We start from the raw sequence: 17,419 nt of genomic DNA on the forward strand, positions 1-17,419 counted from the left end.
GTGGTCCTGCCGCACAGCCTCACCTTCCGCGGATCCCGACTGGCGCAACGCTCGACGGGGGAGTGGGACGCCCTGGGCGACCAGGCGATGTTCTACTTCGACAGCATCGTCGCGATCCCGCGGGCCCTGCGTCTCTACAAGAAGGAGACGCTGCGGCTCATCGCCGAGATCAGCATGGGCACAGGGGCGCTCGCGCTCATCGGCGGCACGGTCGTGGTCGTCGGCTTCCTCACCCTGTTCACCGGCGGCACCATCGCCGTGCAGGGGTACAGCTCACTGGCGAACATCGGCGTCGAGGTCCTCACCGGGTTCTTCTCCGCGTTCATCAACGTGCGCATCGCGGTCCCCGTCATCGCCGGCATCGCCCTCGCCGCGACGATCGGCGCCGGCGCGACGGCGCAGCTCGGCGCGATGCGCGTCAGCGAGGAGATCGACGCGCTGGAGTCGATGGCCATCTCGTCGATCCCGTACCTGGTGAGCACCCGCATCATCGCCGGCCTCATCGCGATCATCCCGCTGTACGCGCTCGCCTCGGTCGCGTCGTTCCTGGCCGCTCGCTTCGCGACGGTGCTGTTCTACGGGCAGTCGTCGGGCGTCTACGACCACTACTTCTCGACGTTCCTCATACCGTCGAACATCCTGTGGTCGTTCGTGCAGGCGATCGCGATGGCGATCGCGGTCATGATGATCCACACCTACTACGGCTACAACGCCTCCGGTGGCCCGGTCGGCGTGGGCATCGCGGTCGGCAACGCCGTGCGCGCCTCGCTCATCGTGGTCGTCGTCATCACGCTGCTCCTCTCGCTCGCCATCTACGGCGCCGACGGCGACTTCAACCTGGCGGGCTGAGGCATGGCGACCGGACACTCGATGCTCGCGCGGCGGCTGGCCGCCGTGCTGCTCGTCGCGGCGATCGTCGGTGCGGTGACGCTGTCGGTGATGCAGTTCTTCGACGCGTTCCGGTCGACCGTCCCGGTCACCCTCACCGCCGACCGCGCGGGCCTGGTGATGAACCCGGACGCGAAGGTGCGGCTGCGCGGCGTCACCATCGGGCGCGTCGCGAAGATCAGCCCCGACGGCGACCACGTCGTGCTGCACCTCGACGTCGACTCCGACGAACTGTCGCGCGTGCCCGCCGACGTGACCGCACAGATCCGCTCCAACACCATCTTCGGCGCCAAGTCGGTGGATCTCAGTGTCCCGCAGAACTCGTCGGGCCCGAACCTGCGCGCCGGCGCGAGCATCGCCGCGGACCGCGTACAGGTGGAGCTCAACACGGTGTTCGGACGCCTCGTCGACGTCCTGGCGAAACTGCAGCCCGAGAAGCTCAACGCGACCCTCGGCGCCGTGGACACCGCCCTGCACGGCCGCGGGGAGCAGATCGGGCAGGGCCTCGCCGATCTGTCGACGACGGTCGGCGCGCTGAATCCCGCGCTCGACTCGCTGAACGCGGACTTCCGCGACACCGCGACCGTCACGAACGTGTACGCCGACTCCTTTGCCGACATCGCCCGGGCCCTGGACAACGTGACCACCACCGGGAACACACTGCTCGACAACGCCTCAGCCCTCGACGCCCTGCTGGTGAACACCACGGGACTCGCCAACACGGTGAACTCGATCGTCGGTCCGAAGAAGCAGACGCTGATCGGGGCACTGACCAACCTGGACCCGGTCTCGCAGATGCTGGGCTACCAGGCGCCGGGTGTGTCGTGCTTCCTCAAGACCGCCGCCGGGGTCCTGCCGAAGGCGCTGCCGATCTTCGGTGACAAGACGGGCTACATCTCCCTCAACGCGGGACTGCTGCCCGGCAAGGAGCCCTACCGCTACCCCGAGGACCTGCCGAAGGTGAACGCGCAGGGTCCGCCGACCTGTGCGTACGGACTGTCGGACTTCAACGACCCGGCGCACCCGCCGTTCTACGTCACCGACAACGCCGCCCAGCCCTACCAACCCCGGTTCACCGCGAAGCTGAACCCGGAGAAGCTCTTCCAGATCATGTTCGGATCGGCCGCCCGTGGTTGATCCCCTCAAGCAGCGTCACATCGAGTTCCGCCGCACCGCGATCAAGCTCGGCGCGTTCGCGGTCGCGATGGTGCTCGTCTTCGTCGGACTGGTCGTCGTGTTCAGCCAGTACCGCAGCGGCTCGACCAGCGACTACTCGGCGACGTTCTCCAACGCCTCGCAGCTGAAGTCGGGGACGAAGGTGCGCATCGCCGGCGTCGAGGTCGGCAAGGTGAGCAGCGTGTCGCTCAACCGCGACAACACCGCGGCCGTCGACTTCTCCGTCGACGAGCAGTACCGCCTGCCGCGGTCGGTGCACGCCAACGTCCGCTACGAGAACCTCACCGGCGACCGGTATCTCGAGCTCACCGAGGGGACCGGCGACCCGTCGGCACTGCTGCCCGCCGGCGCGCGCATCCCCGTCTCGCAGACCTCGCCCGCACTCGACCTCGACAAGCTGCTGGGCGGGTTCAAGCCGCTGTTCAACACCCTGGCCCCCGACGAGGTGAACAAGCTGTCGAACTCGCTCATCCAGGTCTTCCAGGGACAGGGTGCAGGACTCACGCAGCTGCTGCGGACGACGGCGTCGTTCACGAACTCGATCGCCGACCGCGACCGCCTGATCGGGAGCGTCATCGACAACCTGAACACCGCGCTGGGCACCCTCGACGCCGACAAGACCGGACTCGACTCCTCGTTGGACCGCCTGCAGCAGTTGGTGTCCGGACTGGCGAACGACCGTTCCACCATCGGTCAGGCCGTGACCGACATCTCGCGGGCCACGAACGGACTCGCGGACCTGCTCGACACCAACCGCCCCAACCTGCAACGTGTCATCAGCAGCACCGGCGCGGTCGCGGGGGCCGTCGACGCCGACGCGCCCTACGTCCGGGGACTCCTCGGACGGTTGCCCGAGGATTTCACGAAGCTGACGAACCTCGGAAGTTACGGTGCGTGGCTGCAGATCTGGCTGTGCCAGGTGAACTTGTTCTTCACCGGCCCGAACCACGAGGAGATCGTGTACCGGTCGATCGACAGCACTGCCTCCGCCACGAACCCAGGCGGGAGGTGTGCGACGCCGCGATGACGTTCTCCTTCACACCCCAGCGCGGCGACGGTCGCGCGCGCATCGGCATCATCGGCGTGGTCGTCACCGCGCTCGTGGTGATCACCGCCCTGCAAATGGACAAGCTGCCCTACCTGTCGACGGGCAGCGTCTACACCGCCTACTTCTCCGACGCCGGCGGGCTCCGGCCGGGTGACGTCGTCGTCGTGTCCGGCGTGCAGGTCGGCACGGTGAACGGGATCTCGTTGGCGCACACCGACGACGGCACCCCCCGCGGGCGCACCGCGGCGAGGGTCTCGTTTACGATGGCCGACGGCACCGAGGTGGGCGAGGACAGCCAGGCGTCGATCAAGACCGAGACCGTCCTGGGCCGTCGCAACCTCACCGTCGCCCCGCACGGCATCGGACGGTTGAAGCCGGGTGACTCCATCCCGTTCCGCAACACGCTCGCGCCGTACTCGCTGACCGACGCCCTCGACGACACGACCTCGACCCTGGAGCAGACGGACACCGCGACGCTCAACCGGGCGCTGAACACGCTGTCGGACACCTTCTCCGACACACCTCCGCAGGTCCGGGGTGCCGTCGACGGCGTCGCCCGGCTCTCGCAGTCGATCTCCGACCGCGACGACGCGCTACGGTCGCTGCTCACCCGCGCGAACTCGGTGACCGACATCGTCGCCAAGCGCAGCAAGCAGATCGACACGCTCCTCGTCGACGCCAATTCGCTGCTCGGTGAGCTGCAGGCTCGTCGGATGGCGCTGGGCGAGTTGATCATCGGGATCAAGGACGTCACCGCCCAGGTGAGTGGCTTCATCGCCGACAACAACGCGCAGCTCGACCCGGTGCTGACGAACCTGAACAAGGCGCTGACCATCCTCGAAGACAACCGGCAGAATCTGAACGTCACCCTCGATCGGCTGGGTCCCTACGCGAACGTCCTGGGGGAGGCGGTGTCCAGCGGCCCCTACTTCTCCTCATTGGTCGGCATCCCGACCTTCGGTGACTACACGAACACGTTCCTGCAGTTGCTGCAGCAGAAGTACCCGGAGGCCTACAAGGCCTTCACTTACACCGGCAACCCGTTGTTCCCCTCGGGCTACTTCACTCGGCCCGATCAGGAGAGCGATCCGAACCGGTCCATCCCGATCCCGGGCACCCCGCGCGACAGGGGGCGGGGATGACGTTCAGTGTGCAGAACCTGAGTCCCGCGAACCTCGGCCGACGGTTCTGGGTCGGTCTGATCGCGACGCTGGTGATCATCGTCGTGGTGATCGCCGGGTACATGGCCTACGAGCGGGTCACCTACAAGACGTACACCGCCTACTTCACCGAGGTGAACGGGCTCTACGCCGGCGATCCGGTCAAGGTGATCGGCGTCGACGTGGGCTCCGTCGCCTCGATCACGCCGAGGTCGGACGACGTGAAGGTCGAGTTCCACGTCGATCGCGGCGTGCGCGTTCCCGCGGACGCCACCGCGGTCATCGTCGCGCAGAGCCTCGTCTCCGGGCGGTTCATCCAGCTCAACCCCGTGTACGACACCGGACCGGAGATGAAGGCCGGCTCCTCGATCCCGATGAATCGCACCGCGGTCCCGGTGGAGTGGGATCAGATCAAGGCGCAGCTGACCAAGCTGTCCGAGGCAGTCGGTCCCGACGGCGCCGACCCGGGGTCGGTCGCCCGTCTCGTCGACACCGCCGACAAGAATCTCGACGGCAACGGCGCCGCCATCGGCAACTCGGTCCGGGAACTCTCGGCGCTGACGAAGACGTTGGCGGACAACCGCGGTGACCTGTTCGCCACGATCCGCAACCTGCAGACCCTCACCGGCGCGCTGTCCCGCAGCCACGACGAGATCGTCCAGTTCAACGGCCGGATCGCCTCGGTCAGTCAAGTTCTGGCCGACAACACCCGCAACCTCGACGGCGCGCTGACGAACCTCGACACGGCTCTCGGCGACCTGAAGACGTTCATCGACACCAACGGGCGGCGTCTCACCGAGTCGGTCGCCCGACTCGCGGACACCACCGACATCCTCGCCCGCAAGGACGATCAGATCCGTGGCCTGCTGCACTCGGCGCCGACACAGCTGTCGAACTTCTACAACATCTACAACCCGATGACCGCGTCGCTGAGCGGCATATTCGGCCTCGGTCAGTTCGCGAATCTCGTCAACCTGTTGTGCGGGACGATCGCGGGAAACGATCGGCCCGGGACATCGCCGCGGGACGTGGAGAAGTGTGTCGACGTCCTCGGCCCGCTCATCTCGACGATCTCGGTGAACTACCCACCGTTCCTGTCGAACCCGGTCACGGGACGCAACGCGTTCCCCGGCCAGGTGACGTACCAGAACGCGTCCACCGAGGCGCGCGCGAAGCAGGGCATCGTCGACCAGGACGCCGCGACCCGCCGCGCCTTCGGCGGCAACGTCGGGCTGGCCGGCCTCCTCGTGCCGTTCGGGGGCCAGGGATGAGCGCGCGGTCGGTGCGGCTCGCGGCCGGGACGGCACTGTGTGCCGCGGTCCTCACGACGTCGGCGTGCTCGTTCCAGGGCCTCAACTCGCTGCCCGTCCCCGGCGCCCAGGGCACGGGCGACGGATCGTACGAGCTGACCGCGGTCCTGCCCAACGCGGCCAATCTCGTCGAGAACGCCCCCGTGTTGATGAACGACGCGACCGTCGGAAGCGTCGGGAAGACCACCGTCGAGAACTGGAAGGCCCGGATCGCGCTGCGGTTGGACAAGGGGACGCGGGTGCCGCAGGGCTCCTACGCCGTCGTCGGCCTGACCAGCGTCCTGGGGTCGCTCAACCTGCAGATCGTGCAGCCGCAGAACCCGTCCGGCGAGGTACTCCCCCCGGGTGGACGGCTGACGTCGGCGAACTGCCCCGAGCAGGCGGAGGTGGCCACCCCCGACAACCGACCGGCGATCGCCGACGTGACGCAGGCGCAGCAGGTCTCGCAGTGCACCTACCCCACCGTCGAGCAGGTACTCAGTTCGCTGTCGGTGGTGCTCAACGGCGGTGGCCTCGCGCAGATCGGGGACGTCGTCCACGAGCTGTCGAGCGCACTGAACGGGCGTGAGGACACGATCCGCGCACTGATCCCGCGTCTGGCGACGCTCGTGTCGGACCTGAACGACCAGCGCGACGACATCATCGACGCCATCTCCGGCATCGACCGGCTCGCCGCGAGCATCAACGCCCAGCAGCCCGCCGTGGACCACGCCCTGAACCAGCTCCCCGCGTCGCTGAAGCTGCTCGTGGACCAGCGGAGCAACCTCACCGACACCCTCGGGTCGACCGGACGGCTCAGCCGCACCGTCGACGACATCCTCGACGCCAACCGCCAGGACATCACGACCATCGTGAGCAACCTGCGACCGGTGCTGGGCGCGCTGCAGGACAGCGGTCAGTCGCTCACGCGATCGCTGGGAATCCTCATCACCTTCCCCTTCGGTGAGTCCGTGATACCGAAGATTGTCAAAGGCGACTTCGTCAATGGCACGATCAACCTCGATCTCACGAACGGCCGCCTCGGCCGCGGACTCTTCCGCAGCCTCGGTCTCAACAACCCCGCATCCGTCTACGGCCCGGAGGCCGCGCTGGGTACCCCCGCGGGTGCGGCGAAGCGGAACGTGAACCCGTTCCTCGCACCGCTACAGGACGACACGGGCGCGACGAGTTCGCCCGCGCAGGACACGCCCGCGGCCCCGGCGACGCCGAAGCCCGCATCGAGCGGGGGACGCCCGTGACCATTTCCCGGTTCGTCCGTATCCAGCTGGCGATCTTCTCGCTCGTGGCCGTGGTGTCCCTCGTCGTCGTCGGCGTGTTCTACATCCAGGTGCCGTCGATGCTCGGGATCGGGCGCTACACGGTGCATCTCGACATACCCAACACCGGTGGCCTGTACGCCAACGCCAACGTCACCTACCGCGGGGTCACCGTCGGACGGGTCGACTCCGTACGACTCACGTCGACCGGCGTCCGCGCGGACCTGTCGATCGACAGCGACCGCAAGATCCCGACGTCGTCGGCGGTCTCGGTGCAGAGCGTCTCCGCGGTCGGCGAGCAGTTCGTGCAGTTCACCCCGAAGGACGACGCGGGTGGCGGGATGCTGGGTGACGGCTCGACGATCCGCAACGGGACCGTGCCGACCGAGATCTCCACCCTGGTCGACCGCACCGACGCACTGCTGGAGTCAGTACAGAGCAGCAAGCTGCGACGCGTCCTCGACGAGACGTTCGACGCGTTCAACGGCAACGCCGACGAACTGCAACGACTCCTGGACTCGCTGACGCTGTTCGCCGAGGAGGCCAACCGCAACTCGGCGGTGACCCGCACACTGATCGAGCAGGCGGACCCGTTGCTGGAGACGCAGACCGCCACCGTCGGCGAGATCCGTCAGTGGACGGCGAACGTCGCGGCGGTGACCGACCAACTGCGCGAGGACGATCCGGAGATCCGGGGCATCCTGGCGAAGGGACCCGGCACGGTGTCGCAGGCGCGAGACCTTTTCACCTCGTTCAACCAGACGCTGCCCCTGCTCATCGACAACATCGCGACCGCGGGCAAGACACTCGCGGTGTACCTGCCGAACCTCCGTCAGGTGCTGGTGCTCTACCCGCGGGTGCTGCAGGCCCTTGTGTCCGCGGTCAACAACGAGGACCCGCGCAAGGGTGCGAACGTCGACTTCTCGCTTGCCTTCCAGGACCCGGGCACGTGCACCGTCGGATTCCTGCCCGCGTCGGCCCGGCGCTCGCCGGCAGTCCAGACGCCCCAGGAGATCCCGCCGGGTCTCCTCTGCCGCGTTCCCCAGGACTCCAACGTGGCCGTGCGTGGCACGCGCAACTTCCCGTGCGTCGAGTTCCCAGGGCGTCGCGCGCCCACCCCGGAGGAGTGCCGCACCGGGTACAAGCCGCTCGCCGAGAACGTGCCGTTCCCGCAGGGCCTGCCGGGCATCCCCGGACTGCCCGACGGCAAGCTCACACCGGCGACACCCTCGGCGTACGACGGGAAGCCGTCGGTCTACGCCGGCGCGTACGATCCGGGGTCGGGCACGGCGATCGGACCCGACGGCAAGACCTACGTCGTCGCCGACGGTGCCGGTCCGACAACCGACGGGGCGAGCGCCGACGGGCAGGGCGGCGCCCGAGGAGGAAGCACCACATGGCAGGGCCTGATCACCGGGACGGTGTCGGGGTGAGCGCAGGAGCGGATGTCCGCGAGGGCGCCGACGGGCGCCGCATCCGCCGCCGGGTGCGTCGACCGGCCGGTCCGCCCGTCGCGGAGTCGTCGTCGGCCGGCTCGGCACCGGCGACACCCGCACCGACGCCGACCACAGCCGCCCGCCCGGTTCGTCGATCCGCCCCCATCACCTCGCTGCGCAAGGGTCGCGCCACCGACGGCTCCGCCCAGAAGCCCACGGAGGCGGTCGGATCCGAGACCGTCACCGACGACGCCACCGAGGCGTCGTCGACCGAGGCCGCACCCGCCCGGTCGGGTGGGACGCTGAGCTATCGCGAACGTCGCCGTGGCGCACCGGCTGTGGCAAAGAAGGCCCCCGTACGACGGTCACGGCTCGGGCTCTACCTGAGCGCGACGCTCGCGATCCTCGTCATCGCCGGACTCGCCGCCGTGTCGGTGTTCTTCGCGGTGGGGACATCGCGCGTCGACGACCGCGCCGCCCAGCGCGCGGAGTACGTCGCGTTCGCACGACAGATGGTGGTGAACCTGACGTCGCTGAGCCCGTCCACCGTCGACGCGACTCTCGACGAGTTCCGCAGGGACGCCAGCGGAAAGGCGCTCGAGGACACGTCGCAGACGCTGCAGCAGACCGTCGACCTCATCAAGTCGCAGAACGTGACGACGAAGGGGACCATCCTCGCCGACGCCGTCGTCTCCAGTGACGCCGACCAGGCGACCGTGCTCATCGTGTCCGGCTGGACCATGAACAACTCTCAGCCGGTGGTGCAGACCTTCCGGTGGAAGGTCACCGTCTCGAGGATCGACGGGCAGATGAAGCTGACCGGATACGAGTGGGTGACATGAGCACCGACACCGCGGTCCTCGAGACCGACGACTCCGCGCCGACTCCCGACAGCCCGTGGAGGTCGACCCGCGTGCGGATCGTCGCGGCGATCCTGGTCCTGCTGGTGATCGCGGGAGCCGTCGCGGCGACCGTGATCGGTCTCCGGTGGTCGTCGGCGACCGATCGAGAGGACGCCCGCGGGGCCGCCCTCGACGCCGGCAAGCGGTACGCCACGGTCATGTTCGGCTTCGACCCCGCCACCGTCGACGGCAACGTCGCGCAGGCGAAGGCGGGTCTCGTCGGCAAGGCCCGCACGACCTACGACGACATCATGAAGTCGAGCGACCTGTCGGCCCAGGTGAAGCAGCAGAAGGTGACCTCGACGGTCACCATCCAGGAGGCCGGGGTCTCGTCGGCGAGCGCGAATCGCGCCACCGTCCTCATCTTCATGAACCAGTCGGTGTCCAAGGGCGACAACCAGTTGGTCCGCGTGGAACCGAGCCGCGTCGAGTACTCGATGGTGCGTTCCGGCGACCGGTGGCTCATCGACAACATCACCGTCATCACCGACGACTCGCTGCGTCAGAAACTGAAGCTGGACCCGTCGAGCGCACCGTCTGCCAGTGGCGCCGTCGCCCCGCCCGGGTCGTCGACACCGGCGCCGCCGGCCGCGTCGTCCCCCGCTCCCGCGGGGTGACGCTCAGCTGATCCCGACGAGGTCGACGACGAAGACCAGGGTGGAGTTCGCGGGCAGGCCCGGCTGCGACTGGTCGCCGTAGCCGAGGGCCGGCGGGATGACGATCTCGCGACGGCCGCCGACCTTCATGCCGACGATGCCCTCGGAGAAGCCGGGGACCACACCCGACAGCGGGAAGTCGACCGGGGTGCTGCCCTGCTTCCAACTGGCGTCGAACACCGAGCCGTCGGAGTAGAGCGCGCCGACGTAGCGCACCGAGACGGTGTCCGCTGCGGTCGCGGTGCGGCCGTTGCCGGTGACGAGGTCGGCGACGCGGAGGTCGCCGGGCGGGGTGCCGCTGCCCGCGGCGATCGTCGGCTCCTTACCGGTGTCGGTCGCGTTCGCGGTGATCTGCGGGATGCCCTCGGAGCCCGGTGTCCCCGACCTGACCGGCGCCGTGCCGGTCGGCGCCGCGGCGGTACCCGTGTCGGTACCGGTCGACGCGGTGTCGGTGGTGGTGGTGCTCGACGCCGACGAACTCGACGAGCCGGAGTCCCCGCAGGCGACGCCGACGAGGGCGACGGCGACGGCGAGGGACACGGCGGCGGTGGCGGACTTCAGATCACGGCGCATGCCCCGACCGTATCCTGCGTGCTCGGATGCGCCGCCCGACGCGCGGCGATCAGGCCGTCGGCTCGTACCCCATCGGCAGGATGATCGACTTGGTCTCGAGGTAGCTCTCGACGCCCTCGCGGCCGTTCTCGCGGCCGACGCCGGAGTTCTTGTAGCCACCGAACGGGGAGCCGGGATCGATGGCGTACCAGTTGATCCCGAGCGTCCCGGTCCGGATGCGACCGGCGATCTCGATGCCCTTCTCCACGTCGGCGGTGTAGATCGCGCCGGCGAGTCCGTACTCGGAGTCGTTGGCAATGTCGACGGCCTCGTCGACGGTGTCGTAGTCGATGATCGACAGGACCGGGCCGAAGATCTCCTCCTGGGCGATCCGCATGTCGTTGGTGACGTCGGCGAAGACCGTCGGCGCCAGGTAGTAGCCGGAGTCCATGCCCTCGGGACGGCCACCCTCGACGACCGCGGTCGCGCCCGCCTCCTTGCCGAGGCGGACGTAGTCCTCGATCTTGTCGCGCTGCTTCTCGGTGATGATCGGTCCGAGGACGAGTCCGGGTGCCATCGCCTCCGCGGCGGCGGCGACCGCGGCGACGATCTCGTCGTGTCGGCTGCGGGGGATGAGGATGCGGGTCTGCGCGACACACGCCTGGCCGGTGTTGAACAGGCCGTAGAACGCGAGCATCCCGGCGATCTCGTCGACCTTCGCGTCGTCGAGGACGATAGCCGCCGACTTGCCGCCGAGCTCGAGCTGGCAGCTCTTGAGCTGCTCCCCGCAGGCGGCGCCGATCTGCTTGCCGGCGCGGGTCGACCCGGTGAACGTGATCTTGTCGACGCCCGGGTGGTCGACGAGCGCCTTGCCGGTCTCGACACCGCCGGTGACCACCGACAGCACGCCCTCCGGCAGACCGGCCTCGGCGAAGATCTCCGCGACGACGAACGCCGACAGCGGGGTCTCCGGCGCGGGCTTCAGGACGACCGAGCAGCCGGCGGCGAGCGACGGTCCGAGCTTGTTGCACGCGAGGAACAGCGGCACGTTCCACGCGGTGATCGCGCCGACGACGCCGACGGGTTCGCGTTCGACGCGGGTGGTCCCGAACAGGCCGGTGCGGTGCTCCACCCAGGCGATCTCGTTCTCGATCGCGTCGGCGTAGGCCCGCAGCACGCCGGTGCCGGGGAGCTGCTGCAGCGTCGCGATGTCGCCTTCGCTGGCACCCATCTCGCCGGACACCAGTGCGGCGATCGACGAGATGCGCTCCTCGATCAGGTCGGCGGCGCGGCGCAGCACCGCGGCGCGTTCGGCGGGGGCGGTGCGGCTCCACACGCCGGACTCGAACGCGGCGCGGGCGGCGCCCACCGCGGCGTCGACGTCCCGCGCGTCGCCGTCGGGTGCGCTGCCGACGTGGTCACCGGTCGCCGGTGAGCGCACCTCGAGGCGGGCGGTGGAGTGCGGGGCCTGCCAGCGTCCACCGATGTAGAGCTCGTCGTGGTCGTGCGACGCGGTGGCCGCCGTGGCCGGGGTGTCGATGGTGTCGGTCATGAGGATGCGCGCTCCAGTCCGCTCAGGTGTGATGCTCGACACCCGATACTAGAACACGTTCCAGTTCTGTGGGACCTCGGTGTCCGTCAGTCCATCAACTGGAAACGGATCGCCGCCGTCACCGACTCGACGGCCTCGCCGAGCGCCTCGATGCGTTCGAGCGGCGACGGTGCGGCGAGGATCTCGTACCGGTCGGCCTGGCCGATCGGCAGCTGACCGGCCCAGCGGAAGGCGCGGTCGACGTCGTCCAGGTCGTCGGTGTCCGAGGTGTCGTCGAACTCGACGTCGGCCCGGCCCGCCGACCGCACCAGCTCGAACAGCTCACGAATCCTGTCGGCCACCGCCGCGTACTGCGAGTCCAACGACTCCGCACCGAACGACACGATGGGCTCGTCGGGGTAATCCTCGACCAGGGCGCGGGGGTAGGGGTCGTCGGGCAGCCAGTCGACGACGCGGAGACGGTCGGTGCCGACGCAGCGGACCAGTGCGCGTCCGTCGTCCTTCACGTGGTGCTCGACGATCACGGCACTGGTCGCGATCATGTGTCGCTCGTCGCTGCCACCGACCTCGGCCCCGCGGGCGATGAGGACGACGCCGAACTTCGGGTCGTCGGACTCCAGGCAGTGGGCGAGCATCTCGCGGTACCGCGGCTCGAAGATCTGCAACGGCAGCAGCTCGCCAGGGAGCAGCGCCATGCCCAACGGGAACATCGCCATCTGCTGCACCGGGGGAGCGGCCATGGCTCCACGGTAGCTCGCGGCGTCGCGTGTGCCCGGTTCTCGCGGAGAGGTGGTGCGCGCCCGTCAGGACGAGGGGCGTGCGTCCAGCACGACCTCGAACTCGAGGAGGTCGGCGCCGCTCGCGACCGGGTTCGCGCGCTCGCCGGCGTGCGCCTCGCGCGCCGGGCCGCCCGCCCACGCGGCGAACGCCTCATCGGACTCCCACTGCGTGACGACGAAGTAGCGATCGTCGCCCTTCACCGGGCGCAGCAGCTGGAAGCCGAGGAAACCGGGCGTCCCGTCGACGGTGTGGGCGCGGTTCGCGAACCGCTTCTCGAGCTCCGGACCCGCGCCCTCGGGGACGGAGATCGCGTTGATCTTCACGACTGCCATGCCCGCTATCGTATCGACCGTGCCCGCCGAGTCCGGATTGCTGGATCACGGGAGCGCGGTCGACGACGAGGCCCACGACGTCCCACCGATCCTCCTGCTGCACGGTCTGATGGGACGCGGACGCACGTGGCGGCGGCAGATCCCGTGGTTGCGGCGCTACGGACGGGTGTTCACCGTCGACGCCGCGTTCCACACCGGGGCGGGCGGCGTCGACATCGACGACCTCGGCGCCGACGAGATCGCGACCGAACGGTTCGTCGCCGACATCGCCGAGACCCTGGTCTGGATCGACAGCGGACCGGCGGTCCTGATCGGCCACTCGATGGGTGCGCTGCACGCGTTCTGCGCCGCCGCGGCCTATCCCGAGCTGGTCTCCGCGCTCGTCGTCGAGGACATGGCGCCCGACTTCCGTGGCCGCACCACCGCCGAGTGGTCGGAGGTGTTCGCGCACTGGCCCGCACGGCTCGACTCGCCCGCGCATGCCGCGGAGGTGTTCGGCCCCGTCGCGGGCCGCTACTTCCACGACGCCTTCGACGACGGTGCGATCCACGGTGACCTCGGGGTGTGGCAGGCGATCGCCGACGAGTGGGGTGTGCGGTCGTATTGGGACGAATGGGCCGCGGTGTCGGTGCCGTCGCTGCTGATCGAGGCCGGCAACGGCGTCACGCCGCCCGGACAGATGGCGCGGATGGCGCAGATGAACCCGCTGGCAACGCATCTCGTCGTCGAGGGTGCGGGGCACCTCGTGCACGACGACCGCCCCGAGACCTATCGTGGTGCGGTCGAGGCGTTCCTGTCGTCGACCCTGCCCTGACCGGTTCCCTCGCCGGCGAGCCAGAACAGGCTCCCGTCGGATGTCTCGACGAGCCCGTCGGCGAGCAGCGAGTCGAGCGCCCGCTCCCGTTGCCCGGGATCCCTCGTCCAGACGGTGTCGAGCCGCACCCGCTCCACAGGACCTGTGGCGGAACGGAACTCGTCGAGGATGAGGCCACGCACCTGGCGATCGGTGCCGGCGAACCGCTGCACCTTCTTCGGCGTCGTCACCGCGGGCCGCCCCGCCTGCACCCACGCGCAGTCGGGGAGGGGGCAGGCAGCGCACGACGGGGTGCGCGCCGTGCAGACCAGCGCGCCGAGTTCCATCAGCGCGGCGGAGAACCGGGGGGCGATGTCGACCCGTGGCGGCAGCAGTGCCTGCGCGTCGGCGAGATCCGTACGTGCGGGGGACCCGGCGTCCCCACGACCGTGGATCGCGCGGGCGATCACCCGTCGGACGTTGATGTCCACCACCGGGACCGGTGCGTCGAAGGCGAAGCAGGCGACCGCGCGGGCGGTGTAGTCGCCGACACCGGGCAGGGTCAGCAGCGTGTCGACGTCGCTCGGCACCTCGTCGTCGAAGCGGTCGGCGAGGACCGTCGCGCACTCGTGCAGTCGCATCGCGCGCCGCGGGTAGCCGAGCTTGCCCCAGGCGCGCACGACCTCGCCGACGCTCTCACGCGCCATCGCCGACGGCACCGGCCACCGCTCGATCCACTCCAGCCACTTCGGGATCACGCGCGCGACAGGGGTCTGCTGCAACATGATCTCGCTGATCAGGATCTGCCACGCGGACACGTCGTCGGCCCGCCACGGGAGGTCGCGCTCGTGGTCGTCGAACCAGGCCAGCAGGGATTCGTGGAAAGTCACAACGGCGTCCTGTCCGATTGTCGGCACAATGTCATGCATGGCAGACATCACCCCCGCACAGGCATGGCGCGATCTGCGCGACGGAAACGACCGGTTCGTCTCGGGCACACCCGCTCACCCGAGTCAGGGTATCGAGGACCGCACCCGGCTCACCCAGGGCCAGCACCCCAAGGCGATCCTCTTCGGCTGCTCGGACTCCCGGGTCGCCGCCGAGATAATCTTCGACCAGGGCCTCGGTGATCTCTTCGTCATCCGCACCGCCGGCCAGGCGATCGACTCCGCCGTGCTGGGGTCGATCGACTTCGCCGTCGCGGTGCTCGGCGTGCCGCTCATCGCGGTGCTCGGCCACGACAGCTGCGGCGCGGTCGGCGCGACCATCAAGGCCCTCGACACCAACGAGCTGCCCGGCGGCCACATCCGCGACGTCGTCGAGAAGGTGACGCCGAGCATCCTCCTCGGCCGCAGCGAAGGCCTCACCGAGACAGCCGATTTCGAGGCCAAGCACGTGTCGGAGACCGCTGCTCGCCTGCTCGAGCGGAGTTCGATCGTCTCCGACGGCGTGGAGTCGGGCAAGGTCGGCATCGTCGGGCTCACCTACAGCCTGGCCGAGGGCAAGGCCTACCTGCGGCAGGCCATCGGTGCCGTCGACGACGCGCCCGACGAGGCGCACGCTGTCGCCGCGTCATCCTAGGAATCGACTGAGAACCCAGTAGCGCCCGTCACTTTGTGACGACACGCCGCCAGAGGTCGGACCGCGGATGTGGTCCGACCTCTAGCGTTTCTTCTGTGTTGGAACCGTCAGGCCCGTTGCCACCGGAGATCTACTGGCGCCGTCGTGCGCTGGCGATCGCCGTCGTGGTCGTCGTGGTCGCGGTGATCATCGGACTGATCGTGTGGGCGTCGGGCGGGTCGGACTCGCCGCGGAACACCAGCGCGTCGGTCGCGCCCTCGTCGTCGCCATCGCTCTCGCTGCCGCCGTACGCGTCGGACAGTGCGGTGCCCGGGAGTGGTTCGGCGGGTTCGGGCGGATCCGGCGGGGCGCCCGGACAGGTGCCCGCGTCGACGAATGCGTCGGGTGTCGTCGTCCCCGGTTCCACGACGCCGTCGGCGAACCCGACCGCGGTGCCCGCGTCGGGTCTGTGCCCGGACCAGAACATCTCGGTGGTGCTCTACACCGACAAGCCGACGTACACCGTCGGGGATAAGCCGGTGTTCACGATCGTCGTCACCAACGCCGGGCTCGCCGACTGCACGCGCGACGTCGGCAAGGACATGCAGAACGTGACCGTGCGCAGCCTCGACGGGACGCGCTACATCTGGTCGGCCACCGACTGCTCGCCGATCGCGTCGATCAACAACCAGACCCTCAAGCCGGCGCAGCAGTTCCGGGACACCATCGTGTGGTCGGGGACGACCAGTACCCCGGGTTGCAAGACGCCGCGCGTCGTCGCACCGGCCGGGCCGTACCAGGCCGTCGGGAACCTGGGCACCAAGGTGAGCGCGCCCATCACGTTCAACTTCGCGGACCCGCCCAGCCGCTGAGCGGCGTCAGTCGAAGCGTTCGATCGTGGTCTCGGCGAGGCGCGAGAGGCCCTCGCGGATGTGGCGGGCCCAGATCTCGCCGATCCCGTCGACGGCCTGCAGGTCCGCTGCGCTCGTCGCGAGCAGCGCCTGCAGCGTGCCGTAGTTGCGGACCAGGCGGTCGACGTGCGCGAACTGCAGCCCCGGGATGCGGGACAGCAACCGGTAGCCGCGCGGGTTCATCGTCGTGTCCTGCGCGTCGAGCGTCGTCGGGTAGCCGAAGGCCCCGGCGAGCAGCGTCGAGTCGAGCAGGTCGGTGTCGTTGAGGGTCTCGATGGCCTCCAGCGCCTGCCGGACCTCCTCGGTGGACGCCGGCTCCGGGCTCGAGTAGTAGTCGCGCACGACGAGTTCACGGATCGTGTCGTTGTCGCCCTCGAGCTCCTCCAACTGCAGCGCCAACTGTCGGCCGTTGCTGCCGAGTTCGAGGACGTACTGCTGGATCTCGACGGACACGCGCCGGACCATCTCCATCCGCTGGACGGCGGTCATGGCCTCGCGCAGCGAGACGTAGTCCTCGATCTCGGCCCGCGACAGCCCCGCGCTGACCTCGTCGAGCCGGGTCTTGTACCGCTGCAGGGTCGCGACGGCGAGGTTCGCGCGCGACAGGATCGGGTCGGAACCCTCGACGACGTAGCGCACGCCGTCGACGTAGGCCGAGACGATCGACATCGACGCGCTCACCGAGATCACGGGGTGCCCGGTCTGCACCGCGGTCCGTTCGGCGGCGCGGTGGCGGGTGCCGGACTCCTCGGTCGGGATCGAGGGGTCGGGGACGAGCTGCACGTTCGCGCGCACGATCTTGCTGCCGTCGGTCGACAGCACCACGGCGCCGTCCATCTTCGACAGCTCGCGCAGGCGGGTCGGGGCGAACTCGACGTCGAGGTGGAACCCGCCGTCACAGATGCGTTCGACGGCGTCGTCGTAACCGAGGACGATGAGCGCGCCGGTCCGGCCGCGCAGGATGCGCTCCAGTCCGTCGCGCAGGCCGGTGCCCGGGGCGACGCGGGCGATCGTCGCCCGCAGCAGGTCGCCGTGCGCCGCGTCCACCATCGAGAGTCCTCTGCTGTCCCCGGTCGCGACGGGGGCCGCGACCGGGGACAAGCCTAA

At 69.4% G+C, this 17,419-nt stretch carries 18 protein-coding genes; 12 read left to right on the forward strand and 6 right to left on the reverse strand.

Annotation, left to right across the window (positions count from 1 at the left end; translation table 11 throughout):
• Genes LX12_RS14630 through LX12_RS14670 form a run of 9 tightly spaced genes read left to right on the forward strand, consistent with a single transcriptional unit; the run spans position 1 to position 9,793 of the window.
• On the forward strand, positions 1-849 hold the full coding sequence (locus LX12_RS14630; protein ID WP_253655308.1) for an MlaE family ABC transporter permease: 849 nt from the start codon (positions 1-3) through the stop codon (positions 847-849).
• 3 nt (positions 850-852) lie between these two features.
• Entirely contained in the window at positions 853-2,025 is a 1,173-nt protein-coding gene (locus tag LX12_RS14635; RefSeq protein ID WP_253655309.1) for an MCE family protein, read from the forward strand.
• Positions 2,018-3,091 (forward strand): MCE family protein, encoded by a 1,074-nt coding sequence (locus tag LX12_RS14640; protein ID WP_253655310.1) that lies wholly within the window; start codon positions 2,018-2,020, stop codon positions 3,089-3,091. The genes LX12_RS14635 and LX12_RS14640 overlap by 8 nt, the downstream gene beginning before the upstream one ends.
• The gene (locus LX12_RS14645; protein ID WP_253655311.1) at positions 3,088-4,254 is read left to right on the forward strand and encodes an MCE family protein; all 1,167 of its coding nucleotides are present in this window, start codon (positions 3,088-3,090) and stop codon (positions 4,252-4,254) included. Before LX12_RS14640 ends, LX12_RS14645 begins: the two co-directional genes overlap by 4 nt.
• Positions 4,251-5,543, forward strand: a complete 1,293-nt coding sequence (locus LX12_RS14650) for an MCE family protein (protein WP_253655312.1) — start codon at positions 4,251-4,253, stop codon at positions 5,541-5,543. Before LX12_RS14645 ends, LX12_RS14650 begins: the two co-directional genes overlap by 4 nt.
• Positions 5,540-6,820 (forward strand): MCE family protein, encoded by a 1,281-nt coding sequence (locus tag LX12_RS14655; protein WP_253655313.1) that lies wholly within the window; start codon positions 5,540-5,542, stop codon positions 6,818-6,820. Before LX12_RS14650 ends, LX12_RS14655 begins: the two co-directional genes overlap by 4 nt.
• Positions 6,817-8,271, forward strand: coding sequence for an MCE family protein (locus LX12_RS14660; RefSeq protein ID WP_253655314.1), 1,455 nt, complete (start codon positions 6,817-6,819; stop codon positions 8,269-8,271). The genes LX12_RS14655 and LX12_RS14660 overlap by 4 nt, the downstream gene beginning before the upstream one ends.
• The gene (locus LX12_RS14665; RefSeq protein ID WP_253655315.1) at positions 8,268-9,116 is read left to right on the forward strand and encodes an Rv1363c family protein; all 849 of its coding nucleotides are present in this window, start codon (positions 8,268-8,270) and stop codon (positions 9,114-9,116) included. Before LX12_RS14660 ends, LX12_RS14665 begins: the two co-directional genes overlap by 4 nt.
• Positions 9,113-9,793 carry a hypothetical protein gene (locus tag LX12_RS14670; protein ID WP_253655316.1) on the forward strand — a complete coding sequence of 227 codons (681 nt, stop codon included), beginning with the start codon at positions 9,113-9,115 and terminating at the stop codon, positions 9,791-9,793. The genes LX12_RS14665 and LX12_RS14670 overlap by 4 nt, the downstream gene beginning before the upstream one ends.
• Positions 9,794-9,796: 3 nt before the next feature.
• Here LX12_RS14670 and LX12_RS14675 read toward each other — a convergent pair whose 3' ends face one another.
• The 4 genes from LX12_RS14675 to mhuD form a co-directional block, all read right to left on the reverse strand.
• Entirely contained in the window at positions 9,797-10,405 is a 609-nt protein-coding gene (locus LX12_RS14675) for an FKBP-type peptidyl-prolyl cis-trans isomerase (RefSeq protein ID WP_253655317.1), read from the reverse strand.
• A gap of 49 nt (positions 10,406-10,454) precedes the next feature.
• Positions 10,455-11,936, reverse strand: a complete 1,482-nt coding sequence (locus tag LX12_RS14680) for an aldehyde dehydrogenase (protein WP_253655318.1) — start codon at positions 11,934-11,936, stop codon at positions 10,455-10,457.
• Positions 11,937-12,022: 86 nt separating this feature from the next.
• A complete protein-coding gene (locus tag LX12_RS14685; protein WP_253655319.1) occupies positions 12,023-12,676 on the reverse strand; it encodes an LON peptidase substrate-binding domain-containing protein in 654 nt (217 codons plus the stop codon).
• Between the two features lie 63 nt (positions 12,677-12,739).
• Positions 12,740-13,048 (reverse strand): mycobilin-forming heme oxygenase MhuD, encoded by a 309-nt coding sequence (gene mhuD / locus LX12_RS14690; protein WP_253655320.1) that lies wholly within the window; start codon positions 13,046-13,048, stop codon positions 12,740-12,742.
• On the opposite strand from mhuD, the gene LX12_RS14695 reads away from it, so the two are divergent.
• Positions 13,047-13,862, forward strand: coding sequence for an alpha/beta fold hydrolase (locus LX12_RS14695; protein WP_253655321.1), 816 nt, complete (start codon positions 13,047-13,049; stop codon positions 13,860-13,862). The genes mhuD and LX12_RS14695 overlap by 2 nt on opposite strands.
• Here the strand turns inward: LX12_RS14695 and LX12_RS14700 are convergent.
• Positions 13,817-14,770: an HhH-GPD family protein gene (locus tag LX12_RS14700; protein WP_372505035.1), complete on the reverse strand. Its 954-nt coding sequence runs from the start codon at positions 14,768-14,770 to the stop codon at positions 13,817-13,819. The two genes, LX12_RS14695 and LX12_RS14700, sit on opposite strands and share 46 nt — an antisense overlap.
• Between LX12_RS14700 and LX12_RS14705 the strand changes: the two genes are divergently transcribed.
• Positions 14,769-15,422 carry a carbonic anhydrase gene (locus LX12_RS14705; RefSeq protein ID WP_253655323.1) on the forward strand — a complete coding sequence of 218 codons (654 nt, stop codon included), beginning with the start codon at positions 14,769-14,771 and terminating at the stop codon, positions 15,420-15,422. The genes LX12_RS14700 and LX12_RS14705 overlap by 2 nt on opposite strands.
• A gap of 95 nt (positions 15,423-15,517) precedes the next feature.
• Positions 15,518-16,273, forward strand: a complete 756-nt coding sequence (locus LX12_RS14710; protein ID WP_253655324.1) for a hypothetical protein — start codon at positions 15,518-15,520, stop codon at positions 16,271-16,273.
• Positions 16,274-16,279: 6 nt separating this feature from the next.
• On the opposite strand, the gene disA is transcribed toward LX12_RS14710, so the two are convergent.
• The gene (disA, locus tag LX12_RS14715; RefSeq protein WP_253655325.1) at positions 16,280-17,362 is read right to left on the reverse strand and encodes a DNA integrity scanning diadenylate cyclase DisA; all 1,083 of its coding nucleotides are present in this window, start codon (positions 17,360-17,362) and stop codon (positions 16,280-16,282) included.
• Between the last annotated feature and the right edge of the window lie 57 nt (positions 17,363-17,419).

It is taken from the genome of Williamsia serinedens (genome assembly GCF_024171725.1).
In the GTDB taxonomy this organism is placed as follows: Bacteria; Actinomycetota; Actinomycetes; order Mycobacteriales; family Mycobacteriaceae; genus Williamsia_A; species Williamsia_A serinedens.